Genomic DNA, 23,249 nt, shown 5'->3' on the forward strand with positions numbered 1-23,249 from the left:
ACGGGCCCTCCCTGCGCTGGCGCGACCGGCGAGGAACTAGGGGTCGACGAGGGTGAGCGCCTGGCGTGGACAGAGGGACACGGCATCCGCTGCCGCGGTGAGCAGGGTGTCCGGGACCGGCACGTTCGAGCCGGCGCCGGCAGAACCGTAGCCGTAGGCGAGCGGGTAGCCCCAGTCGTCGCGGGCGAGCAGTTCCGGCAGGATCTCGGTGCAGAGCCCGCGGCCGTCGCACTTCGTCCAGTCGATGTGCAGGAGGCCGGCGGGGGTCCCCGCGCCTCGTGGCTCCGGGGCGCGCAGGTTCATCGGTGGTCCTTTCGGCAGCGCCCGTTCAGGTGCGCGGTGACGTCATCGGCGAACACCGTGAGCGTGCTGAGCACGAACCGGGCGGTGCCGTCCGGGTGGTTGCAGGAGCCCCGCCCGGTGACGATGGCCGCGAGGCGGCGCACCTCGCCGGGGAGCCCCGTGTCGCGGTCCCCGGTGGCGAGACGCCCGAGCACGGCGGCCATCGCCGGGAGCCCGTTGACACAGGGGCCGCACTGGCCGGCGGTCTCCCCGGCGAGGTAACTGGCGACCGCGGCCGCGACCGTGATCGGGCAGCGCCGTTCGCCGAGCCCCATCAGGATGCCGGCGCCGGGGTTCGCGCCGAATCCGGCGAGGTCGGCGCGGTCGAGGCGGGCCTCGAGGGCGTACGCCGGCAGCCAGGCGCCGTGGTAGCCGCCGACGAGCACGGCCGAAAGGCTCCCGATGTCGACGCCGGTGAACCGGAGCACGTCGCCGATGCGGGACCCGCCTGCAACCTCGAGCACCCTCGACGGATGCCCGTCGCTGCCGACCGTGACGAGTCGCGTCCCCGGATCCCCCTTCGTGCCCACCGACCGGAACCAGGCGGCGCCGAAGCGCGCGATCAGCGCGATGTGGGCGAGGGTTTCGACATTGTGCAGCAGGGTGGGCCGGCCGCCGAGACCGGATTCGGTCAGCCGCACGGTGCGGTCGTGGGGAATCGGCGCCTTGCCGGCGAGGGCGTTGACGACGGCGGATGCCTCACCCGAGATGAAGGTGTCGGCCGCTTCCCGCAGTTCGATCGCGGAGGCATCCGCCCGCTCGGCGAAGGCGCGGGTGGCGGACTCGAGCACGGAGGCCTGGGCGTAGAGGTAGACGGAGTGGGCGCCGAGGGCGCCGGCGACGGTGAGGAGCCCGTCGATGACGAGGTGCGGCGACAGGAGCAGCAGGGTCGCGTCCTTCTGGCTGAGGGGTTCGCCCTCCGCGGCATTGCCGATCACGACGACGCGGCGGCGGCGGGCTCGTTCGCGGGCAGGGACGGCGGCGAGCTTGCGCCATGCCGGGAAGCCGGCGCCGCCGCGGCCCTCGAGACCGGAGTCGCGCAGGGCGGCGAGGAGTGCCGCCGAATCCGCGTGGGCGGGCAGCGGGCCGAAGGTCGACTGGTGGGTGGCGTAGTCGGCGGCACGGGCGGCCATGAGACGGGCGGTGCCGACCGGGGCCTGGACGGCGGGGAACAGCCGGGCGTCCGCTGCGCTGCTCATGAGGCCCTCTTGACTCTGACGTTCTGGTACTCGACGAAACCGCGACTCAGGCGCCAGACGAGCGCGGCGACCAGGGCGATCGAACAGGTCGCGGCGAAGGCGATGAACCAGGTCTGGCCGACATCCGTGCCGTTGCCGATGGAGTGCAGCAGCGCAACAGGCCACATCAGGTCGGTGAGCCAGTGCACGGCCTTGAAGACGCGCACGCCGACGACACCGCGGAGGAGTGCGGTGATCACGATCGCGAGCATCAGGTCGACGGCGAGGGTGCCGAGACCGAGCCAGAAGGGCTTGGCCGCGCCGAGGAACGGCACGACGAAGTCGACGAGCCGGAGCTGGGCGTAGGAGTCCCCGAACAGCGTGACGAGGTGGATGGCGAGGAACGCGGTCGCGAGCAGAGCAACATTGCGGTGCACGAGGGCGACAGAGAAGCGGGGCAACGTGAAGAGCGGCCTGCCGGACCGGTTCAGGATGCCGAGCAGGACGGACACGGTGAAGAGGGCGAGGGAGACGACCCCGGTTCCGCGACCGAGCGCCCAGAGCGCCTCGTTCACAGGAACGGCCTTTCGGCGTAGGGGTCGGCAGCAGCCGGGGTTTCTGAGGTTTCCGGGGCCTCTGGCCGGTTGTCGTCCGGCCAGCCGCCGAGGGGGACGACCACGCCCTCGGCGTCGACGAGGCGGGCGGGAACGCCGAGCTCGCGCAGCCAGGCGACGGCCTTGTGGCCGCGGACGATCGCGGCCGTGCTGAGCGTGTTGGCCCGGTGACAGGTCTCGGCCGCGACCGTGACGCTGCGCCAGACGGGTTCGGCGGGCAGCCCGGAGGCGGGGTCCAGAATGTGGTGCTGGGGGTGGCCGGCCTTCGTCCAGCGGCGCTTTTGGGTGCTCGAGGTCGCGAGCGCGAGGCCCTCGGCGAGGGTCACGTGGGCGCTCGGGTCGAGCGGGGCATCCTGGACCAGGACCTGCCACCCTCCCGCGGGCGCGGGACCTGCGGTCGCGATGTCGCCGCCGAGGCTCACGAGCACGCCGCAGCCGAGTTCTGCGACGATACGGGCGGCGACCTGGTCGGCGGCGGCGGCCTTCGCGGTCGCTCCGAGGTCGATGCCGAGGTGGGCCGGCACGGTCAGGCGGTTGCCGACGAGGCGCACACTCGCCCAGCCGGGCCGGGGTGAGGCGATCGCGCGCACCGGGACGCCGTCGTCGAGGATCAGGCGGATGTCGTGGTCGTAGCCGATCGCGCCGAGGGCATTGGCCAGGGTCGGGTCGACATCGCCGTCGGTCTCCGCCGCGGAGGCGAGGGCACGGCGCATCAGTTCGGCGAGAGTGTCACTCACGAGGGCACCGACCGGGAAGAGCGGCGCCTTCGTCAGGATCTCGGAGTCCGGGCGGAACCGGCTCGAGGCGAGTTCCACGCGTTCGAGCACGGCGTCGGCGATCCGGCGGGCCTCCGGGAGGAGCGCGGGGTCGGTCACGACGAGGCGGGCGCTCGTACTCCAGAGACTCCAGTCGACGGTCGCGACGGTCGCGACGGTCGCGACGGCGACCATCAGGACCCACTCGTCTTGGCGTGCACCTTGGTTCCGCTGCCAGAGGACACGCTCGGCGCAGCAGGAGCGGCGGTCGCCTGGGTCGTCGTGCTTCCGGACGTCGTGCCCGAGGTCGTCGTGGTCGTCGTGGTCGCGGAGGAGTCCTGCGTGGCGAGCGAGTCGGCCCAATCGTGCAGGCCGAGCGCAGAGGCTGCGACGACGGCGAGGAGTCCGATCGTGCCGGTCACGATCCGGCTGAGCTTCTTACCGCGTTCGTGAGCATTCATCTCCGTGCCACCCTTCATCCGTTGACACTAACTACGGTGCCAGCGGACTCTATGGGTTTCCTATGCAGCCACCTTGAGGGAACAGGGTGTTAGGGAGGGGCGCACTGCGGAGGCTCACAGGTCCACGTGCAGGCAGACGAAACGGGCCGCCACCCGAAGGTGACGGCCCGTTTCGTTGAAGTTCAGCTTCAGAAGTGCGCGATATCGACGCGGCTTCCGGTTTCGTGCCTGACTAGCGACGCAGTCCGAGACGCTCGATGAGCGAGCGGTAGCGGGCGATGTCGATGTCGGACAGGTAGCCGAGCAGACGGCGACGCTGACCAACCATGAGAAGCAGGCCACGACGAGAGTGGTGGTCGTGCTTGTGCTCTTTCAGGTGCTCCGTGAGGTCGAGGATGCGCTGCGTGAGCATGGCAATCTGGACTTCGGGGGACCCGGTGTCGCCTGGGTGGGTAGCGTACTTTTCGATGATCGCCTTCTTAGCATTAGCTTCGAGTGCCATAGATGGGATCCCCTTTCTCTCACTGCGCGGTGCCCGTGGGCCGAATGCCTGGGCTCTCTTGTTCCGCGGCCGTTGGACGGCAACCTAGAGAGCTTAGCAGAATTCAGAGCACGCTGAACCGGTCGGTCAAGGGTCCTCGCCCCGTGCCGGCGAGGAGCATCTCCGGGCCCTTGCCTCCGCGCACGGCGAGGTCGCCGAGCAGGTGCACGGCGATCGACACCGCGGACTCCGGCACCGTCGGCGGAATGCCGAGGCTCGCGGCGAGGTCGCAGCCGTGCACGGCGAGTTCGAACACGCGCGTGGGCAGGTAGTCGGCCAGCAGCATCCCGCCGAAGGGCGTCAGCACGAACTCGTCGCCGGTCGCGCGGTCGACCTCGGCGAGCACGCGTCCGACGATCCCGGCGACGGATGCCGCGGGCTCGGCCCCGAGGGCCCTCCCGGCCGCCCTGCCCCGCCCCGCGACCGCGGCAGGGTCGCCGGCCCCGACGCCGATCACGCCGTAGTAGTCGACGGCGCTCGCGATCTCGAGCGCTGGCGGGTGCTCCGGGTCGACGGACACCTCGCGCCCGGCCGCAAGATAGCTCTCCACGGTGAGGAGGGAGCGGCTGGTGTGGCCGACGAGGTCGCGCACGGTCCACTCCCCGAGCGCGACCCGCTCCCACTGGTCCGTGATCGTCGCGGTGGTTCCGGCGAACCAGCCCGCGGCATCCCGGTAGGCGGCCCGGCTTTCATTCCAACTGGTCATCGCGTCATTCTAGAGCGGCGGCATCCGCTAGAACACGTGGGCGGCGATCTCGGCGGGCGCGGCCAACAGGCCCTCGATCTCGTCGTCGAGACGCACGAGGGTCAGCGAAGCCCCGGCCATGTCGAGGGAGGTGCAGTACTCCCCCACGTAGCTGCGCCCGACCGTGATGCCGCGGCGGGTCAGTTCCTCGTGCGCGTGCCCGTAGAGAATGTAGAGCTCGCTGATCGGGGTGCCGCCGAGCCCGTTGATCATGAGAGCGACGCGGTCGCCCGCGACGAAGGGCAGGTCGTTCACGACGGCGTCGAGCATCTCGTCGGTCATCTCGTCAGCGGTCGTGAGCTTGGCACGCCGGCGGCCGGGTTCGCCGTGGATGCCGACGCCCACCTCGATCTCGTCCTCGCCGAGCTCGAAGAGCGGGGACCCCTTCGCGGGCGGGGTGCAGGAAGTGAGGGCGATGCCCATCGTGCGGGTGACGCTGTCGACCTTCTCGCCGATCCGGACGAGCTCGTCGAGGGAGGCGCCGGCCTCGGAGGCCGCTCCAACGGCCTTCATCACGAAGAAGTTGCCCGCGACGCCGCGGCGACCGACCGTCCAGGTCGAGTCCTGCACGGCGACGTCGTCGTCGATGAACAGGGTCTTGACGTTGATGCCGTCGGACGCGGCCATCTCCTGGGCCATTTCAAACGCCATCCGGTCGCCGGTGTAGTTGTTCACGAGCAGCAGCACGCCCTTGGGCGAGGCCATCAGCTTGGTGGTTTCGTAGACGTAGTCCATCGGCGGGGCGGCGAACACGTCGCCGGGGCAGGCCGCGTCGAGCATCCCGCGGCCGACGGTCATCACGTGGGCGGGTTCGTGCCCGGAACCGGAGCCCTGGATGATCGACACTTTGTTCGGGTTTGGACCGCCCGCGCGCATGATCAGGTTGTACTTCGGCTCGTAGCGGAGGGTGTCCGGGTTGGCGAGGGCGATGCCCTTGAGCATGTCCGGCACGTACATTTTCGGGTCGTTGACGAATTTCTTCATGTGTCCATCTCCTTCGTGGGTGGTCCGGAACGTGCAGCAGATCGTGCGGAATCGCGTGCGGAATCGCGTGGATCAGAGGTCGTCGCGCGCGGCCCATTCCCGGCTGAGCCGTGCGAGGATCACGGCGACGGCGACGGCCCCCGGGTCTGGGGAACCGATGCTGCGTTCCCCCGTGTAGCTCGCCCGGCCGCGGCGGGCCTGCAGGAAGCTCGTCGCGTCCGCGCGTTCCCGCGCGACGACGGCGGCACGGGCGAGCGCAACCGTGCCGGCACTCCCGGCGTGGATTTCGGCCTCGAAGGCATCCGTTGCCGGGACCAGGGCGTCGAGGAGGGTCTTATCGCCGAGATCGGACTTGCCCCGCGCCTTGATGCCCTCTGTCGCTGCCCGGAGCATCGCGACGACGTCGTCGCCGTCGAGGTCGGCCTTCCCTGCGATGGCCGCCGATGCCCGCAGGAATGCGGTACCCCAGAGTGGGCCCGAGGTTCCGCCTATCCGTCCGGAGGTGACGAGGGCGATCTTCTTCAGGAAGTCGGCCGGGGAACTGCGATCGAAGTCCGGCCAGTCGGCGAGGACGATCTCGAAGCCGCGGGCGAGGGAGAACCCGAAGTCACCATCGCCGACGACGGCGTCGAGGTCGCCGAACTCGCGTTCGTTGTCGACAGCGGTCTGGGCGATGCTGTGCACGACGAATTCGATGTCGTCGAGACTGCTGTGGGTCATGGGGTCTCCGGTTCTGGGGTGGTCGATCCTGGGGTGATCGGTCCCGGTGCGGCCAGGATGGCCGTGAGATCGGTCAGTTCGACGGTGCGGCCGACGTCGAGGCGCAGCGGGTCCTTCAGGGTGATCGCGGTGGGGCCGCCGGGGTCGCCGAACGAGGAGACGACGAGGGAGGCGCCGGTGAAGTCCTCGGCCGCCGTGTAGCCGCTGACGGTGATGAGGGTGCGGAGACCGGCGGCGAGCGACGCCTGGAGGCCGTTGGCGCTGTCCTCGATGACGAGGACCTCGGCTGCCGGGACACCGAGTTCTCGGAGGGCGAGGAGGTAGATGTCGGGGGCCGGCTTCTTGACCGCGACGATGTCCCCCGCGAAGACCCGGAAGTGCGCGGCGAGGTCGGGTCCGACCGCCTCGGTAAGCACGGCGCGGACGGATTCCTCGGCCGACGTGGATGCGACGGCGAGCGTCCAGCCTGCCGCGTACGCGGCCGCCGTGATCCGTTTGATGCCGGGGCGGCCGGGGAGTGCGCCGCGCGCCACGGCGTCGGTGTAGATCGCGGTCTTCCGGCGGTGCCAGCGCGCGACGGCCTCGTCGAGGGCGCCGGGGTCGTCCGGAAGGCCGATGACGGCGGCGACCGCGGGTGTCACGGCGCTCCGCATCCGCTCCTTTCCGCCGCCGATCTTGACCTTGACGGCGTAGTCGGAATCGCTCCACCGCACCGGGACGGCGAATTCGCGGAAGGTCTCGTTGAACGCCGGCAGGTGGCCGTCGCGCTCGGTGTCGGCGAGGACGCCGTCGCAGTCGAAGATGAGGGCCGGCATCCGTCATGCCTTCCCTGCGCTGCCGAATTGTTCGGCGAGTCCACGTGTCAGCGCGACGATGTCGGAACGAACCTGCCCGAACAGCGACGTCGGGTCCCATTTGTCGCGGGCCTCCGCGCCCTTGAGATAGGCGAGGCTCGACTGCATGAATGTGATCTTGAGCGCCGAGGAAATGTTGACCTTGGCGCACCCGAGCGCGATGAGTTCGGCGAACTGGCCGGGGCTCAGGCCGCTCCCGCCGTGCAGGGCGATCGGGATCGGGCGCGCAGTGACGATGTCGCTCACCCGACGGAAGTCGAGGACCGGTTCCCGGGTGTAGACACCGTGGGCGTTGCCGATCGCGGGTGCGAACACGTCGACGCCGGTCTCCTCGATGAAGCGCAGCGAGATCTCGAGGGACTGCCTGGCGGATGCCGTGTCCGAGCCGATGCCGTCCTCGACCCCGGTGATCGACTCGATCTCACCCTCGACGTGCGCCCCGAAGGTGCGGGCCTCCGCGACGACCTCGACGGTCTGCCGCTGATTTTCCGCGACCGGGAGCCGGGACGCATCGAAGAGCACCGAGTTCCAGCCGCGCTCGAGGCACTCGGTGATGACCGCCCGGTCGGGGCAGTGGTCGAGGTGCAGCACCACCGGCACGTCGATGCCCGCTGTCATCGATTCCCACATGCTGAAGAGCACGCGCGACCCGATCGACTTCACGGTCTTGACCGAGGTCTGCACGATCACCGGCGACCGGGCCTCGACCGCCCCCGCGAGCACGGCCTCCATCGTGAGGTCGTTCACGATGTTGATCGCCGGCACGCCGAAGCGTTCCGCGAACGCGCGGTCGACGACCGCTTTCAGCGTAGACACCGACATTCCAGGCCTCCTCGCCGGAGTGGGGCCGGTGTCCGGGCCCGGGTGTCACCGGGTCGCCGTCAGCCGGTTGCCGACATCGTAGGCTGCAACCCCGGCCCCGACAATGGGCTCTCCCCCGCTCTCAGGCGTCGCGGCGGGAGGAGGTGGATCCTGTCCCTGGGTCAGCCGTCGCGCTGGACGCGGGCGGTGGCAGACCTGCCACCGGCACCGGGCTTTCCGGGGAAGAATCGGCGCGGCGGCGGGCTCAGGGCGACTGTGGCGGGGTGGTCCCGGACGCGCACGATCGACCATGCGACGGCGACGAGCGGCACGGCGAGTACCGCGCCGGCGATGCCGCCGAGCACAGTGCCCGCGGTGAGGGCGACGAGGATCACGAGGGGGTGCAGCTTGAGTGCGCCGGCCATCACGATCGGGTTCAGCAGGTCGCCTTCGAGCTGGTTGACCACCACGACGATGAGAGCGACGATGAGAGCGACGATGAGAGCGACGATCGGCCCGTTGAAGACGAGGGCGACGAGCGCGGCGAGGATTCCGCCGATCGTCGCGCCGATCAAGGGGATGAACGCGGTGGGGAAGACGATCGCCGCGAGCGGCAGGGCGAGCGGCACCTGCAGGATGGCCAGGCTCGCGCCGATGACGACGCCGTCGAAGAGCGCGATGGTCGCGGTCCAGCGCACGTACTGTCCGAGGACCGCCGGTGCGGTCTTTCCGATGCGGCGCGCCCGCGAGGGCGGAGCCGCGCAACGGCGTCGGGAAGAAGGCCCAGATCGACGCGGCGTCCGTGAGGAAGAAGAACAGGATGACGACGACGAGGGCGGCTCCGGTGAGCACCTCGGCTGCGGCGGACACCCCCGCGAGCGCGCCGCTGCCGAACTCGGCACTCGTCACGAAGCCGATCACGGCGTTCCTGGCGGCCTCGAATTGGGTGGCATCGAGCGACAGCGGGCCGGTCGTCGGGTAGCCCTGCACCTGGTCGAGACCGTCGGAGGCCGGTGACGAGCTCGGACCACTGGTTACGCACGGCGAGGACGATCAGGGTCACGATGCCCCCGAGCACGACGACCCCGCCGAGCAGGGTGAGCCAGGTCGCCAGCGTTCGCGGCACTCCACGGGCGCGCAGCCAGCGCACGAGCGGGCTGAGTGCCGCAGCAAGGATGAGTGCGACGAGCGTGGGGATCACGACGAACTTGAGCTGCACGAGGGCGAACACCACTCCGATTCCCAGCACGATCACGACGATCAGCTGGGCGCTGCGGATGCTCAGCCACCCCAGCCGGTCGACGAACAGGGAACTCAGGGCACTGTCCCTGCTGCCGGAGCGCTCGGACCCGGCGGACTCAGCCGGAGTCTGCCGTGGTGTCTGCCGTGATGTCTGCTGAGGGGTTCGCTCGGGCTTCGCTCGCATGCGTCCCAGGGTGGGCAGGGCCAGGCCGCTCTCCCTGAACCTCACCACTTCGACGGAGTTTTTGAGTTTCACACACGTGGGAGGCACATTTTCGAGGTGTTCAGCCTACAATCTCCGTCGAATTGGTCAGGGCGAAACGCTCGAGAACCTCGCCGATGCGGCCTCTGCAGCCGCCGCAGCCGGTTCCGGCCCGGGTGGCCGAGCCGATGCAGGCGACGTCGGTGTTGCCGGCCTCCGCTGAGGCGGTGATCGCGCCGACCGTGACACCGTTGCACCAGCAGACCGTCGTGTCGGGAGCGAAGGCGTCGCCGCCGCCCGTCGGGTCCACGTCGGGTCCGTCGTAGCGCAGCAGCAGCGAACGGTCGGCGGGCAGTTCGCTGCCGCGCTCGAAGAGCAGGGTGAGTTCGGCGCCGGTGCGCGGCATCCCCACGCAGATGAAGCCGGTGAGGATGCCGCCACGCGTGACCATCTTCACGTAGCGGCCGTGCTCGGGGTCGGCCCACTGCGACACGCCCAGGCGCGGCACCGCCGCGACCGGTGCCGCCGCGCAGCCCCTGCCATGAACGGGCTCGGCAGCCCCGTGGCCGTCGTCCGCGTGCGCAGGGTCGATGTCCCAGGGGTCCGCGCTCGTGTCGCCGGCGGCGACGACGTCGATGCCCTCCGCCTTGAGCATGACGACGCCGTGCGCCTGCACCGCGAGCGCCGGCCCGAAATCGGCGGGAGCGACGGCGACGGCCTGGGCATCGTGCTCGATCTCCGCGGCGAAGCGGGCGGCGAGCCAGTCGGCCTGGCGCCAGCCGGGTCCGATCAGGCCGGTGGGACCTCCGGCGGGTGCAGCCTGGGAGGCGCCGGGGGCCGGCCGGGGGGCGACGTGCGCACAGTCGCCGATCGCGAAGACGGTGGGGTCCGTCCAGCTCCGCAGGGACTCGTCGACGAGGATGCCCGTCGACACGCTGAGGCCGGCGAGGCCGGCGAGTTCGGTGCGGGCGCCGATGCCGCAGCTGAGCACGAGCAGGTCTCCGGGGATCTGCTTGCCGTCGGCGCAAATCAGCGCGTCGAAGCGGTCGTGGCCTTCGGCGTCGACGGTGAAGAGAATGCTCTCGGCCCGGGCGTGGCTGACCATGGTGACGCCGGCCCTGCGGGCGCTGCGGGCGAGCACCGTTCCGCCGCCGCGGTCGAGATTGCGGTTCAGCGGAATGTCGGCGTGGTAGACGACGCAGACGTCGCTCCCGGCCTGGGCCGCGGCGAGCGCGAACTCCATGCCGAGCACCCCGGCGCCGAGCACGACGATCCGGCCTCCCGAGCGGACGGTTTCGAGCACGGTCGCCGCGTCGTCGAGGTCGCGGAGCGCGGTGACGCCGCGGGGCAATGGGGCGTCGGCGGTGTCGAGCGCACCGGCATCCGTCGGCGGGCGCATCAGGGTGCGGCGCAGCCGGGTCACCCCGTCGAGGGTCGGGACGTTGGCACGGGCACCGGTCGCGAGCACGAGCCGGTCGTAGCCGAGGTCGGTGCCGTCGCCGAGGGTCACCGTGCGGCGCACCCGGTTGATCCGGGTGACGACCTCGCCGGTGCGGATGTCGACGCCCGCAGCCCTGGCCGCGTCGGTGTCCGTCACCTCGAGGGTGTCCCGGTCGGAGCGGCCGACGGCATAGTCCGCAATGAGCACCCGGTTGTATGCGTCCACCGACTCCGCTCCGACGACGGTCAGGGTGGCGAGGCCGGCCCGCACGACCGGGAGCAGCTCCTCGGCGAGGCGGGCCCCGACCGGGCCGTAGCCGACGAGGACGATCCGGCTCGGCGCCGGGGAAGCGGGAACGGCTGCGGGAACGGTTGCGGGAACAGCAGCGGGCGTGCTCCCGACGGGCGCTGCGGGGATCGGCTCAGGCATGGGCATCCGTTCGAATCGACGGGACGGAAAAGGGACCGGCAGGCCCGGACCCCGGTGTCCCCACGAGCGCGCGCACCCGCACGGTCGTGCGCTTGAATTCCGGCATGCCCGAGACGGGATCGGTGACCCCGAGGGTGAGCAGGTTCGCGCGCTGGGCACCGGGGAAGTGGAACGGCAGGAACACGGTGTCTGGACGGATGCCGCCGGTCACCTCGGCGACACAGGTCACGGTGCCCTGCGAGTTGCCGACCTCGACCTCGCCACCGTCGACGAGACCGAGTCGGGCCGCGGTCGCCGGGTGCACCTGGAGCCTGGCCTGAGGCTGGGCCTGTTGCAGCTCGGGCACCCGGCGGGTCTGGGCCCCTGATTGGTAGTGCTCGAGGAGCCGGCCGGTGATGAGCGTGACCGTTCCGTCGCGCTGGGCCGGCGCATCCGTCACCCTTGCCTGCACGGCGACGATGCGCGCGCGGCCGTCGGGGTGCGCAAAACGGTCGAGGAAGAGCCGAGGGGTTCCGGTCGACCCGACCGGGTACGGCCAGTATGCCGCCTCCCCTGTGTCGAGCAGCCCGTAGCTCAGGCCGGAGTAGTCGGCGAGGCCGCCCGCGCTCGCACGGCAGAGCTCGTCGAACACCTCGGCCGGGTCGGCGCTGAACGTGCCGGCGGAGCCGAGCCGGCGCGCCAGTTCCTGGAAGATCCAGAGTTCGCTCCGCACCCCGTCCGGCGCGCCGATCGCGGTACGGCGGCGGATGACCCTGCCCTCGAGCGAGGTCATCGTGCCGTCCTCCTCCGCCCACTGGGTGACCGGCAGCACGACGTCGGCGAAGCGCGCGGTCTCGGAGAAGAAGAAGTCGCAGACCACGAGGAAATCGAGGGCCTCGAGGCCGGCGCGCACCCTGTTGGAGTCCGGGGCGGACACGACGACGTTCGAGCCGTGCACGAGCAGGCAGCGGACGCCGCCGGGCGCGCCGAGCGAGTCGAGCAGCTCGATCGCGGGCACGCCGGCCCCCGGCAGGCTCTCGGGCGGGACGCCCCAGACACCGGCAACGTGGGCGCGGGCGGCCGCGTCGGTGATCTTGCGGTAGCCGGGGAGCTGGTCGCACTTCTGGCCGTGCTCGCGACCGCCCTGGCCGTTGCCCTGCCCGGTCAGGGTTCCGTAGCCGGAATGGCGGGTGCCGACGAGGCCGAGCACGAGGGCGAGGTTGATCGCGGCGGTCGCGGTGTCCGTACCGTCGACGTGCTGCTCGACGCCGCGCCCGGTGAGGATGTAGGTGCCCGATCCGGCCGCGAGCCGGCGGGCGAGCTCGCGCAGCTGCGGCACCGGAACGCCGGTGAGCTGCTGCACCCGTTCGGGCCACCACCGGGAGACGCTGCGGCGGAGGACCTCGAAGCCGACCGTGCGCCGTTCGATGTAGTCCGTGTCGATGAGGCGTTCGGCGATGACGATGTTGGTCAGGCCGAGCAGGAGCACGAGGTCGCTGCCGGGAGTCGGCTGGACGTGCATGCCACCGCCGTCCTCGGTGAGGCGCGCGGTCGCCGAGCGACGCGGGTCGACGACGATCAGGCCGCCGGCGCTGCGGGCGCCCTCGAGATGGCCGATGAACGGCGGCATCGTCTGGGCGACGTTGGAGCCGAGGATCAGGATGGTGTCGGCCGCGTCGAGGTCCTCGACCGGGAACGGCAGTCCCCGGTCGAGGCCGAACGCGCGGTTGCCCGCTGCCGCGGCCGAGGACATGCAGAACCGGCCGTTGTAGTCGATCCGGGACGAGCCGAGCGCGACCCGGGTGAACTTGCCCAGCTGGTAGGCCTTTTCGTTGGTCAGCCCGCCGCCGCCGAACACCCCGACCGAGTCGGCGCCGTGCCGCGCCCGGCTCCCGGCGAGCCGCTCGGCCACGAGGTCGAGCGCCTCCGCCCAGCTCGCCGGGGCGAAGCCGCCGTCCGGTTGCCGGAGCATCGGGGTCAGGATCCGCTCCGGGGACACGAGCAGTTCCGCGGCGGTCCAGCCCTTCTTGCACAGGCCGCCCCGGTTGGTGGGGAACGCCCGCCCGGCGACGGTCACGCGCTGCGGAGTCGCGGCATCCACGCCCGCACCGGCCGCGCCGGAGCGCATGCCGATCTCGGCATGCGTCGGTGTCAGGGTCATCGCGCACTGCAGCGCACAGTATGGGCAGTGCGTGTCGACGCCCGGGCTGGCGGCGGATGCGAGGGGTGCGGTCACAGGGTCTCCTGCTGCTGGTGGCGTCGGTGATGGCGCAGATGCGGCTGCGCGCTTCGGATACGGGACGAACGCGCCGGTTTGTGGTGGCCGCGCCTGCCGGTGCGGGCGCGGCCGCGGGAAACCGGCGCGGTCGCGAGCGGGCCCAGGCTAGATGCGCTGGCCGGCCACCGAGGAGCCCCGGCGGAGGTAGAAGAACGCGGTAACGGCCATCATCACGAGGTATGCGCCGATGAAACCGTAGATCGCGCCGGTGTAGCTGCCGGTCGCGATCTTCGAGTTGCCGAGGACCTGGGGAATGATGAATCCGCCGTATGCGCCGATCGCGGAGATGAGGCCGAGGGCTGCTGCGGTCTTCCGCTGGGTGCTCACGTCGCCCGAGTTGGTGTGAGCGTCGCTGACGCCGCTGCGGGCGGCGAAGACGCTCGGGATCATCCGGTAGGTCGAGCCGTTGCCGACTCCCGTCGCGACGAAGATGAGCAGGAAGCTCGCGAGGAACAGCCAGAAGTTGCCGAGGGAGAGCACCGCGATCACGAGCAGCGCGCCGAGGGCCATCACGCCGAAGGCCGCGATCGTGACGCGGGCTCCGCCGAAGCGGTCGGCGAGCTTGCCGCCGGCCGGGCGGGCGAGCGAACCGACGAGGGCGCCGAGGAAGGCGAGCGAGATCGACGCGGCCATGATGTGGAAGGTCGAGTATGCCGGGAACTGGTCGGCGATGAGCTTCGGGAAGACGCTCGCGAAGCCGATGAAGGAGCCGAAGGTGCCGATGTAGAGCAGGGCGAGGATCCAGAGGTGCGGTTCGCGGAGTGCGGCGAGCGAACCGGCGAAGTCGGCCTTGGCGCTCGACAGGTTGTCCATTCGCTTCCAGGCACCCCACATCGCGACGAGGATGAACGGCACCCAGAACCAGCCGGCGAGCGAGAGGTTGAGCGTTCCGGCGGCACCGATGGTGATCACGATCGGCACGACGAGCTGGGCGACGGCGGCACCGAGGTTGCCTCCCGCCGCGTTGAGTCCGAGGGCCCAGCCCTTCTGGCTCTGCGGGTAGAAGTAGGTGATGTTGGACATCGAGCTCGCGAAGTTGCCGCCGCCGAGGCCGGCGAGAGCAGCCACGAAGAGCATCACCGGGAACGGGGTGGCCGGGTTGCCGACGCAGATCCCGAGGGCGATCGACGGGATCAGGAGCAGGCCGGCGGAGATGATGGTCCAGTTGCGGCCGCCGAAGCGGGCCACCATGAACGTGTATGGGAAGCGGAGCGTCGCACCGACGAGGCTCGGCATCGAGATGAGCCAGAAGATCTGGCCGGTGTCGAAGGTGAAGCCGGCCTTGGGCAGCTGCACGACGACGATGCTCCAGAGCTGCCAGATCACGAAGCCGAGGAACTCGGCGAAGATCGACCACTTCAGGTTGCGGGAGGCGATGGCCTTGGCGCCGTTGTTCCACTGGGCGGTGTCTTCGGCGTTCCAGTTGTCGATCCATCGGCCGGGGCGGTGGACGAGGCTCTGGCCGGTGCGGAGACCGGTTGTGGGGGTATCGACTGCAGTCATGGTGTTCTCCTCGGGATCGGTGTGCGGGGGGAAGTCAACGGGGGCGATGTAGTGCATGGGAGGTCCTGAACGGGGGTAGCGGGCGGGTGCGACGAGAGCGGCCGGAACTGGTCACGCGGCTTCGGAGAGGCGCACGTGCACCTCTCCGTCCTCGACCCTGACCGGGTAGGTGCGCAGCGAGTACTCGGCGGTGGTGAAACATTCGCCGGTCTCGAGGTCGTAGACCTGCTTGTGCAGGGGCGAGGCGATGGTGAACCGGTCACCGCGCGAGCCGACTATGCCGCGGCTCATCACGAACGACCCGGTTGCGGGGTCACGGTTGTCGACGGCGTAGAGGCCGCCGTTCGGAAGCAGCAGGATGGCGAGCTGCTCGTCGCCGACAAGGGCGGCTTCGCCCCAGAGCGGCTCGAGTTCGTCGAGGGAACAGACGCGAATCCAGGTGCCGGGGTGTTTCACGAGTGATCCCGCTTTCTGTGAGGTATGCCTGCCGGGTGGGCGATTCCCTCACGCTAAATCGGCCACGTTTCGCGGGTACGCGCCGGGCGCGTCGAATGCGTAAAGAAGTCCTCACCCTCCCCGGGGGGGCCGGTGAGGTCCCGGTCACACCTTGTTACATGGGCGCAACCGAGGGGAAACGCGGCCCTTTTAGGCTGGCAGCACCACTTACGGAAGGCTCCGCCATGGACAACGTCACGTTCGACGCCGCTCAGGCTCACTCAGGGCCCTCCGGCGCCCCCCAACGCGTCGTCGTCATCGGCGGCGGCCCCGCCGCGCACCGGTTCACCGAGGCCATGCAGGCCAGGTCCACTCCGGGTCAGGACTGCGAACTCCTCGTCCTCGGCGACGAGGACCACCTGCCGTACGACCGGGTCGCCCTGTCCCGCCGCCTCGTCGACTCCGAGGACCTCACCCTCGGCGACCGAGCACTCTGGGAGACCCCCGGCGTCACCTACCGTGGCGGCAGCCGGGTGGACAGCGTCGACCCCGCCGGCCGCACGGTCACCCTCGCCGACGGCGAGACCCTCTCCTACGACGAGCTCGTGTTCGCGACGGGATCGTCCGCCACCGTGCCGCCCATTCCCGGCGCCGAAGCCGGCCACGTCTATCGCACCATCGAGGACGTCGACTTCCTCGTCGCCGAGGTCGCCCGTCTCCGCGAGCGGCTCGGCCGGCCCGCGAACGTCGTCGTCGTCGGCGGCGGCCTTCTCGGCCTCGAGGCCGCGGGCGGCCTGCAGCGCCTCGGCGGGCTTGCCACGATCGTGCACTCCGGCCGCTGGCTGATGAGCGCCCAGCTCGACGAGGGAGCAGGGCAGGCGCTCGGCCGGCTGATCCAGGCCCAGGGCATCACCCTCGCCCTCGGCAACCGGCCCACCGAGGTGCTCACCTCCCCGACCGGCCGCGTCCTCGGCGTCACACTCACCAACGGCACCCAGCTGCACGCCGACCTCGTCGTGTTCTCGATCGGCATCACGCCGCGCGACGAACTCGCCCGCGCGGCAGGCCTCGAGCTCGGCCCACGCGGCGGCATCGAGATCACGGATGCCTGCGGCACGTCGATCCCGGGCATCTGGGCCATCGGGGAGGTCGCGAGCGTCCAAGGGAGCTGTGTCGGCCTCGTCGCCCCGGCGAACGCGATGGCCGAGGTCGTCGCCGACCGGTTGCACGGCGGCGCCGCCGTCTTCCCCGGCATCGACGACGCCACCAAGCTCAAGCTCGCCGGGGTCGAGGTCGCCAGCTTCGGCGACGCCCTCGGGGCCGCTGAGCACTCGCTCGAGATCGTCTATGCCGACCCGGCCAGGGGCCTGTACCAGAAGATCGTCGTCACGAATGATGCGAAAACCCTCCTCGGCGGCATCTTCGTCGGCGACGCCTCGCCGTACACGGCACTGCGGCCCCTGCTCGGCCGCGAGCTCGGCGCCGAACCGAGCGCCTACCTCTCCGCGGCCGGCGCCGAGCCGCCGGCGAGCACAGACCTGCCGGACGACGTGCAGCTCTGTTCCTGCAACAACGTCTCGGTCGGCGCCGTGCGAGCCGCCATCCGCGGCGAGGAGCATACCGAGGCCTGTACCGAACTCGGTCCGCTCAAGGCGTGCACCCGTGCGGGCACCCAGTGCGGCTCCTGCGTGCCGCTGGTCAAGAAAATCCTCGAGACCGAGCTGACGCGGGCCGGCATCTCCGTCTCCCACGCCCTGTGCGAGCACATCGCGCTCAGCCGGAGCGAGCTCTTCGAATCCGTCCGTATCCTGCAGCTCACCCACTTCGACGAGATCATGTCACGGTTCGGCAGCGGACTCGGTTGCGACATCTGCAAACCCGTGATCGCCTCGATTCTCGCGACGCAGACCTCGGGGTACATCCTCGACGGCGGCCGCGGCGCCCTGCAGGACACCAACGACCGCGCCCTCGCCAACATGCAGAAGGACGGCACGTACTCGGTCGTGCCCCGAATACCGGGCGGCGAGATCACTCCGGCCAAACTCAAGGTCATCGCCGAGGTCGCCGCCGATTTCAACCTCTATACCAAGATCACCGGCGGCCAGCGCATCGACCTGTTCGGCGCCCGTCTGGAACAGCTTCCCGACATCTGGAAGATCCTCGTCGAGGCCGGGTTCGAGTCCGGCCAGGCATACGGTAAGTCCCTCCGAACGGTCAAGAGCTGCGTCGGATCGACCTGGTGCCGCTTCGGCGTGCAGGACTCCGTCGCGATGGCGATCAATCTCGAGTTGCGCTACCGGGGACTGCGCGCACCGCACAAGTTCAAGCTCGGCGTCTCCGGCTGCGCCCGCGAGTGCGCGGAGGCGCGCAGCAAGGACGTCGGCATCATCGCGACCGACCAGGGCTGGAACCTCTACGTCGGCGGTAACGGCGGCTTCCAGCCCGCCCATGCCCAGCTCCTCGCCCAGGACCTCGACGACGAGACCCTGATCAAGTACATCGACCGGTACCTGATGTACTACATCCGCACCGGCGACCGGCTGCAGCGCACCGCCCGCTGGCAGGAAGACCTCGAGGGCGGGCTCGACCACGTGCGCGACGTCGTCTGCAACGACTCCCTCGGTATCGCCGAGGAGCTCGAGGCCGCCATGCTCGCCCACGTCGGCAACTACGAAGACGAATGGGCCGCGACCCTCAAGGATCCGGAGCGCCTGCGCCGGTTCCGGTCCTTCGTCAATGCCCCCGGAACCGCGGACCCAGCGCTCTTGCAGGTCATCGAACGCGACCAGCCCCGGCCTGCGCGGCCGGCGGAGCGCGAGGCCGTGCTGCTCTCCGGTCCGAGCATCCCGGTACGGCCCCGTGACGCCACTGCCGCCGCCACCGGTACCGCCACCGCCACCGCAACCGAACGCGTCATTGAACTGCGACAGGGAGTGTGAACCATGGACATCAGCCTCGACCTGGCCGGCCGCCGGGTCCTCGTCTTCGGAGGCGCCCTCGCGGCCAGGCGGGTGCTCGCCCGGTTCCTCGCCGCTGACGCGATCGTCTACCTGGCCTCTGTTCCCGTCGACGGGCATCCGCCGGAGAGGCCGCACCCTCAGGTGCGCCCCGTCGAATACCCGCATTTCCCGCACGGCTGGCGTGACCTCGTCTCGGCGGTCGACCTGGTCGTTCTCGTCGAGGTCTCCGAGGCCACCGAGCGCATCATCGTCGATGCCTGCGCCTCGCAGCGGGTCTGGCTGAGCCGCGAACCTGCGGCGTCCGTCGCCCCGCTCGGGCGCGTGACCCTCGTCGGCGGCGGACCCGGCGACGACGGCCTCCTCACGATGGCCGCCGTCCAGGCGCTCCGCGACGCCGACATCGTCTTCTACGACAAGCTCAGCCCGCACGACCGGCTCGACGAGTGGTGCCCCGGCGCCGAGCACGTCGACGTCGGCAAGACGCCGGGCCACCACGCCACCCCGCAGGCCGACATCGAGCGGATGCTCGTCGACAGCGCCCTCGCCGGCCTCACCGTCGTCCGTCTCAAGGGCGGCGACCCGTTCGTGTTCGGGCGCGGCGGCGAGGAGGTACTCGCGTGCCGCGAGGCCGGCGTGCCGGTCACCGTCGTCTCCGGGGTCACGAGCGCGATCTCGGTGCCGGCCGCCGCGGGCATCCCGGTCACCCACCGGGAACTCAGCCGGGTCTTCACCGTGCTCTCCGGCCACGCGCCGCTCAGCGAGAACGAGCTCGCCCACCTCGCAGGGCTCGGCGGCACGATCGTGGTCCTGATGGGCGTCGGGACCCTGCCGCACCTCACCGCGGGGCTCGCCCGCCACGGGATGCGGACCGACATGCCCGTGGCGATCATCGAGCAGGGCTTTTCGTCCCGCCAGCGCACCACGAAGGCCCGGCTCGACACGATCACCCCGCTCGCCGCCAAACTCGGTGCCCGCTCACCCGCCGTCCTCGTGATCGGTGAGGTCGTACGATTGTCCCAGCACGACGACGCCGCCAGCGAGGAGCTGTTGCAGGCCATCGCGGGCAACGCCGAGCACTCCCTGAACGCCGAGCGCTGACCGGGGACATCCGCCCCGCACGCCACCCCCAGCCACCTGCCACCACCCAACGAGCCGGAGACACCGTCAACGACACGAGCGCCGAAGCAAGTCAGCCCGGGTTCCGCGCAGACCAGCTCGAGGGCTTCCGCATCGCCGTCACGAGCGATCGGCGCTCCGAGGACCTCATCGCCGCCTTCGAACGCCGCGGCGCCGAGGTCGTCCACGCGCCCGCCATCCGCATCGCGGCCGCGGCGGACGACGCCCGCATCACGAGCGATACCCTCGCGATCATCGCCGCCCGGCCCGACATCCTCCTTGCGACGACCTCGTACGGCATCCGGCGCTGGTTCGAGGCGGCGGATGCCGCGGGCGTCGGCCACGAGCTCACCGAGACCCTCGAGCACTCCAGCATCCTCGTGCGCGGCCCGAAGGCGCGCGGCGCCGTCCGGGCGGCGGGCCTCGACGACGACGGCATGAGCGACGAGGAGACTACCAAGTCCCTCGTGGACTATGTGCTGCGGGACGGCGCCGCCGGGAAGACCATCGCGGTGCAGCTGCACGGCTTCACCGACCAGCCCCAGCTCGAGCGGCTCGCCCTGGCCGGCGCGACGGTGCTGACCGTGGCCCCGTATCGCTGGTTGCTTCCGGAGGACTCGGCGCGGGTGCTCCGGCTCGTCGACCTGATCTGCACGGGCGGCGTCGACGCCGTCACGTTCACGAGTGCCCCTGCCGTGATGGCCCTGTTCGGGGTCGCCGACTCGATCGGCCGGCTCGACGAACTGCAGGATGCCTTCAGCGAGAACGTCGTCGCCGCGGCCGTCGGCCCCGTCACCGCCGGCCCCCTGCTCGCCGCCGGGCTGGCACCGATCGTGCCGGAGCGGTTCCGGATGGGCGCGCTCATCAAGCTCGTCTGCGATCACCTCGAGCAGCAGCGCGTGCTGCGCCTCGACACCCGGTTCGGACCCGTCGAGCTCCGTGGCCGGCTGTTCTCACTCGCCGGCGCCCGCACCACCCTGCCGCCGAGCTCCCTGACGCTGCTGCGGGTACTGCTCGCCGCCGGCGGGACGGTCACGTCCCGGGCGAGCCTCACGGCGATCCTGCCCGAGATGCAGGACGACCATGCCGTCGACGTCGCGATCAGCCGGCTACGCCAGGCGCTCCCCGAACCGGGCCTCGTCGCGACGGTCATCAAGCGCGGCTACCGCATCGACGTCTGACCCGTCGGGCCGAAGCCTCAGGGGCGAAGCCTCACGTCCGGGGCGTCAAACGGGCGGCTGCGACGGCCTCGAGCACGTCCTCCGAGCCGGCGTAGATGCCGGAGGCACGCGGCCAATGACTGATCACGTCGGTGAAGCCGAGTTCTTCGGCCCGGCCGACGGCGTCGTCGAAGGCTCCGACACTCTGCAGGGAGTAGCTGCCACCGCTATCGAGGTTGAGGTACCGGTCGATCGAGGCCGGCTCGCGGCCGACGGCATCCGCCGCGTCGTCGAGCCGCTCGGCGAGCGCGGCGACCTTCGTCCACCAGGCGTCACCGGTCGCGCCGTCCGGACCCGTCGTCACCCAGCCGTCGCCGTGGGTCGCCGCGAGGCGAAGCCCCTTCGGCCCGTTCGCCGCGATCACGAACGGGAGCCGGGGCGCCTGGGTCGGCGCTCCGACCATGCGTGCGCCGACGGCGGTGAACCAGTCGCCGGTGAAGTCGATGCCGGCCGTGCTGCCCTCCGCTTCCCCGCGCAGCAGCAGGTCGAGCAGGGTGACGAATTCGGTGAAACGAGCGTGCCGCTCCGGCCCGGTGTATGCCCGCTGGCCGAGCACGGTGGCGTCGAAGCCTGTGCCGCCCGAGCCGACGCCGAGCAAGAACCGCCCGCCGGACAGCTCGTCGAGTGTCGCGAGTTCCTTGGCGAAGGGCACCGGATGCCGGAAGTTCGGGTTCGAGACGAAGGTCCCGAGCCGCAGGTCCCGCGTCACGAGTGCGGCAGCGGTCAGGGTCGGGATCGTGGCGTGCCACGGTTCGTCGGCGAGGCTGCGCCAGGACAGGTGATCGTAGGTCCAGCCGTGGTCGAAGCCGACACGTTCGGCGCCCCGCCACTTGCGGGAGGCTTCCGGCCAGGGGTCCTGGGGGAGGATGACGATTCCGTAGCGCATGGTCCCAGTCTAGGAGCGCGTGCTGTTCGGCCCCCGGACCCGGTGTTCTCCACAGCCGGGGCGCGGAACCCGTGCGTTTGTCGGCGCTCAGTGACACACTCGAGCCATGAGCAGCAGAGAGCATGCGACCCGATGCGCCATCGTTCCGCCGTACCTCCTGGTGCGGCTCGCGAGACTCGACGACCCGCGCTACTCTGCCGCGGTCGACGCGGCCCGGCACTCGCTCTTGCGGGACGCGCCGCTGCGCGAGCGACGCAGCACGACGCATCCGCCGACCGTGCGCCCGGCCGCCCGCGGCGGGGCAGCCATTCGCGGTGAGCTCGACAGGGCCGTTTCGGATGCCGGCGGCCTCGAACGCCTGCCCGGTCGCCTGGTGCGGTCGAAGGTCCAGGCCCCCGTCGGTGATGTCGCGGTGAACGAGGCCTGGGACGGCCTCGGCCACACCCACGCCCTGTTCTGGACCCGGTTCGGGCGCGACTCGATCGACGGCCATGGACTGCCCCTCGAGGCGAGTGTGCACTACGGCCGCTCCTACGACAACGCCTTCTGGGACGGCGAGCGGATGGTCTTCGGCGACGGCGACGGCGAGGTGTTCAACCGGTTCACGGCGTCTCTGACGGTGATCGGCCACGAGCTCACCCACGGGGTCACCCAGTTCAGCGCCAACCTCGCCTATGAGGGCCAGTCGGGGGCCCTCAACGAATCCGTGTCCGACGTGTTCGGGTCGCTCGTCGAGCAGTTCACCCTCGGGCAGTCCGTCACCGAGGCGAGCTGGCTGATCGGTGCCGGACTCTTCACCGACCAGGTCCAGGGCGCGGCACTGCGCTCGCTCAAGGCGCCGGGAACGGCGTACAACGACGACGTGCTCGGCATGGACCCCCAACCGTCGGACATGAGCGGCTACGTCGATTCCGTGGACGACAACGGAGGCGTGCACCTGAACTCGGGTATCCCGAACCGGGCGTTCTACCTCGTGGCCGCCGAGCTGGGCGGCAACGCGTGGGAGGGCGCCGGCCGGATCTGGTACGACACGCTCACGAGCGGAACGCTGCGGCCCCGCGTCGACTTCGCCGGGTTCGCCCGCGCAACCGTGACGGCGGCGACCAGGCGGTTCGGCCCCGGCTCCCGCGAGCACAGCGCTGTCGTGGCCGGCTGGAGTGGCGTCGGGCTCGGGAAGGGACTCGGCGGAGTAACATCGCGGGCATGAAGGTCATCGTTTCGCGAAGCGGTGGCATCGCCGGAGTGCGGGTCACCTGGGAGGTCCAGGTCGACGAGCAGGCCGACGCGGAGGCGTGGACCGATCTCCTCGCGTCCCTGCCCTGGGACGACGTCGTCGAGAGGGCGCCGGAACCGGACCGCTACGTCTACCGCATCCGTTGCGCCCCGCACGAAGTCGTTCTCGCGGAACCAGACCTCTCCGGCCCCTGGCGGCAGCTCGTCGACCGGGTGCGCACCACGCACGACCGCGACTGAGTCCCAGTCGGCCGTGCCCCGGCTGCGCGCAGGGGTCGCGTCGGCCCGGTTTCGAGGCGGTGCGGCCCGACCCGACCGGGACATTCGGGT

Annotated in this window: 23 protein-coding genes and 1 pseudogene; 6 read left to right on the forward strand and 18 right to left on the reverse strand. The window is 70.7% G+C overall.

Annotated elements, in window-relative coordinates:
• Positions 1 to 36: 36 nt before the first annotated feature.
• From RCH22_RS10100 to RCH22_RS10155, 12 genes are all read right to left on the reverse strand, one after another.
• The gene (locus RCH22_RS10100) at positions 37 to 303 is read right to left on the reverse strand and encodes a ferredoxin (protein ID WP_327013860.1); all 267 of its coding nucleotides are present in this window, start codon (positions 301 to 303) and stop codon (positions 37 to 39) included.
• Positions 300 to 1,541, reverse strand: coding sequence for an NADH-ubiquinone oxidoreductase-F iron-sulfur binding region domain-containing protein (locus RCH22_RS10105; RefSeq protein WP_327013861.1), 1,242 nt, complete (start codon positions 1,539 to 1,541; stop codon positions 300 to 302). The genes RCH22_RS10100 and RCH22_RS10105 overlap by 4 nt, the downstream gene beginning before the upstream one ends.
• On the reverse strand, positions 1,538 to 2,095 hold the full coding sequence (locus RCH22_RS10110) for a ferric reductase-like transmembrane domain-containing protein (protein WP_327013862.1): 558 nt from the start codon (positions 2,093 to 2,095) through the stop codon (positions 1,538 to 1,540). The genes RCH22_RS10105 and RCH22_RS10110 overlap by 4 nt, the downstream gene beginning before the upstream one ends.
• On the reverse strand, positions 2,092 to 3,084 hold the full coding sequence (locus tag RCH22_RS10115; protein WP_327013863.1) for an FAD:protein FMN transferase: 993 nt from the start codon (positions 3,082 to 3,084) through the stop codon (positions 2,092 to 2,094). Before RCH22_RS10115 ends, RCH22_RS10110 begins: the two co-directional genes overlap by 4 nt.
• A complete protein-coding gene (locus tag RCH22_RS10120; protein ID WP_327013864.1) occupies positions 3,084 to 3,368 on the reverse strand; it encodes a hypothetical protein in 285 nt (94 codons plus the stop codon). Before RCH22_RS10120 ends, RCH22_RS10115 begins: the two co-directional genes overlap by 1 nt.
• Before the next feature lie 214 nt (positions 3,369 to 3,582).
• Positions 3,583 to 3,852, reverse strand: coding sequence for a 30S ribosomal protein S15 (rpsO, locus tag RCH22_RS10125; RefSeq protein WP_134449591.1), 270 nt, complete (start codon positions 3,850 to 3,852; stop codon positions 3,583 to 3,585).
• Positions 3,853 to 3,955: 103 nt separating this feature from the next.
• The gene (locus tag RCH22_RS10130; RefSeq protein WP_327013865.1) at positions 3,956 to 4,597 is read right to left on the reverse strand and encodes a maleylpyruvate isomerase N-terminal domain-containing protein; all 642 of its coding nucleotides are present in this window, start codon (positions 4,595 to 4,597) and stop codon (positions 3,956 to 3,958) included.
• A gap of 27 nt (positions 4,598 to 4,624) precedes the next feature.
• Complete coding sequence (gene dhaK, locus RCH22_RS10135; RefSeq protein WP_327013866.1) at positions 4,625 to 5,620, reverse strand: dihydroxyacetone kinase subunit DhaK; 996 nt, start codon at positions 5,618 to 5,620, stop codon at positions 4,625 to 4,627.
• 72 nt (positions 5,621 to 5,692) lie between these two features.
• Positions 5,693 to 6,340 (reverse strand): dihydroxyacetone kinase subunit DhaL, encoded by a 648-nt coding sequence (gene dhaL, locus RCH22_RS10140; RefSeq protein WP_327013867.1) that lies wholly within the window; start codon positions 6,338 to 6,340, stop codon positions 5,693 to 5,695.
• Positions 6,337 to 7,155, reverse strand: coding sequence for an HAD-IA family hydrolase (locus RCH22_RS10145; RefSeq protein ID WP_327013868.1), 819 nt, complete (start codon positions 7,153 to 7,155; stop codon positions 6,337 to 6,339). The genes dhaL and RCH22_RS10145 overlap by 4 nt, the downstream gene beginning before the upstream one ends.
• A gap of 3 nt (positions 7,156 to 7,158) precedes the next feature.
• The gene (locus tag RCH22_RS10150) at positions 7,159 to 8,016 is read right to left on the reverse strand and encodes a class II fructose-bisphosphate aldolase (protein ID WP_327013869.1); all 858 of its coding nucleotides are present in this window, start codon (positions 8,014 to 8,016) and stop codon (positions 7,159 to 7,161) included.
• 161 nt (positions 8,017 to 8,177) lie between these two features.
• Positions 8,178 to 8,693, reverse strand: coding sequence for an AI-2E family transporter (locus RCH22_RS10155; RefSeq protein WP_327013870.1), 516 nt, complete (start codon positions 8,691 to 8,693; stop codon positions 8,178 to 8,180).
• Positions 8,694 to 8,713: 20 nt separating this feature from the next.
• Here RCH22_RS10155 and RCH22_RS10160 point away from each other — a divergent pair, with 20 nt between their 5' ends.
• Entirely contained in the window at positions 8,714 to 8,977 is a 264-nt protein-coding gene (locus tag RCH22_RS10160; RefSeq protein WP_327015586.1) for a hypothetical protein, read from the forward strand.
• A gap of 84 nt (positions 8,978 to 9,061) precedes the next feature.
• On the opposite strand, the pseudogene RCH22_RS10165 reads toward RCH22_RS10160, so the two are convergent.
• From RCH22_RS10165 to nirD, 5 genes and pseudogenes are all read right to left on the reverse strand, one after another.
• Positions 9,062 to 9,421 (reverse strand): annotated as a pseudogene (locus RCH22_RS10165) (hypothetical protein); the annotation flags it as partial.
• Positions 9,422 to 9,521: 100 nt separating this feature from the next.
• The gene (locus RCH22_RS10170) at positions 9,522 to 11,309 is read right to left on the reverse strand and encodes an FAD-dependent oxidoreductase (protein WP_327013871.1); all 1,788 of its coding nucleotides are present in this window, start codon (positions 11,307 to 11,309) and stop codon (positions 9,522 to 9,524) included.
• Complete coding sequence (locus RCH22_RS10175) at positions 11,302 to 13,524, reverse strand: molybdopterin oxidoreductase family protein (RefSeq protein WP_327013872.1); 2,223 nt, start codon at positions 13,522 to 13,524, stop codon at positions 11,302 to 11,304. Before RCH22_RS10175 ends, RCH22_RS10170 begins: the two co-directional genes overlap by 8 nt.
• Before the next feature lie 147 nt (positions 13,525 to 13,671).
• Positions 13,672 to 15,069 (reverse strand): MFS transporter, encoded by a 1,398-nt coding sequence (locus tag RCH22_RS10180; protein ID WP_327013873.1) that lies wholly within the window; start codon positions 15,067 to 15,069, stop codon positions 13,672 to 13,674.
• 111 nt (positions 15,070 to 15,180) lie between these two features.
• Complete coding sequence (nirD, locus tag RCH22_RS10185) at positions 15,181 to 15,525, reverse strand: nitrite reductase small subunit NirD (protein WP_327013874.1); 345 nt, start codon at positions 15,523 to 15,525, stop codon at positions 15,181 to 15,183.
• A gap of 224 nt (positions 15,526 to 15,749) precedes the next feature.
• On the opposite strand from nirD, the gene nirB reads away from it, so the two are divergent.
• The 3 genes from nirB (at position 15,750) to RCH22_RS10200 (ending at position 20,761) form a co-directional block, all read left to right on the forward strand.
• Positions 15,750 to 18,443 (forward strand): nitrite reductase large subunit NirB, encoded by a 2,694-nt coding sequence (gene nirB / locus RCH22_RS10190; protein ID WP_327013875.1) that lies wholly within the window; start codon positions 15,750 to 15,752, stop codon positions 18,441 to 18,443.
• A gap of 3 nt (positions 18,444 to 18,446) precedes the next feature.
• A complete protein-coding gene (gene cobA, locus RCH22_RS10195; RefSeq protein ID WP_327013876.1) occupies positions 18,447 to 19,562 on the forward strand; it encodes a uroporphyrinogen-III C-methyltransferase in 1,116 nt (371 codons plus the stop codon).
• Between the two features lie 167 nt (positions 19,563 to 19,729).
• Complete coding sequence (locus tag RCH22_RS10200; protein ID WP_327015498.1) at positions 19,730 to 20,761, forward strand: uroporphyrinogen-III synthase; 1,032 nt, start codon at positions 19,730 to 19,732, stop codon at positions 20,759 to 20,761.
• 31 nt (positions 20,762 to 20,792) lie between these two features.
• Here the strand turns inward: RCH22_RS10200 and RCH22_RS10205 are convergent, their stop codons facing one another.
• Positions 20,793 to 21,686: an LLM class flavin-dependent oxidoreductase gene (locus tag RCH22_RS10205; protein WP_327013877.1), complete on the reverse strand. Its 894-nt coding sequence runs from the start codon at positions 21,684 to 21,686 to the stop codon at positions 20,793 to 20,795.
• A gap of 106 nt (positions 21,687 to 21,792) precedes the next feature.
• Between RCH22_RS10205 and RCH22_RS10210 the strand changes: the two genes are divergently transcribed.
• Together RCH22_RS10210 and RCH22_RS10215 are read left to right on the forward strand one after the other, a co-directional pair.
• A complete protein-coding gene (locus RCH22_RS10210) occupies positions 21,793 to 22,893 on the forward strand; it encodes a M4 family metallopeptidase (protein ID WP_327013878.1) in 1,101 nt (366 codons plus the stop codon).
• On the forward strand, positions 22,890 to 23,159 hold the full coding sequence (locus RCH22_RS10215) for a protealysin inhibitor emfourin (protein WP_327013879.1): 270 nt from the start codon (positions 22,890 to 22,892) through the stop codon (positions 23,157 to 23,159). The genes RCH22_RS10210 and RCH22_RS10215 overlap by 4 nt, the downstream gene beginning before the upstream one ends.
• Positions 23,160 to 23,249: the final 90 nt, after the last annotated feature.

Source organism: Cryobacterium sp. GrIS_2_6 (assembly GCF_035984545.1).
Lineage (GTDB): Bacteria > Actinomycetota > Actinomycetes > Actinomycetales > Microbacteriaceae > Cryobacterium.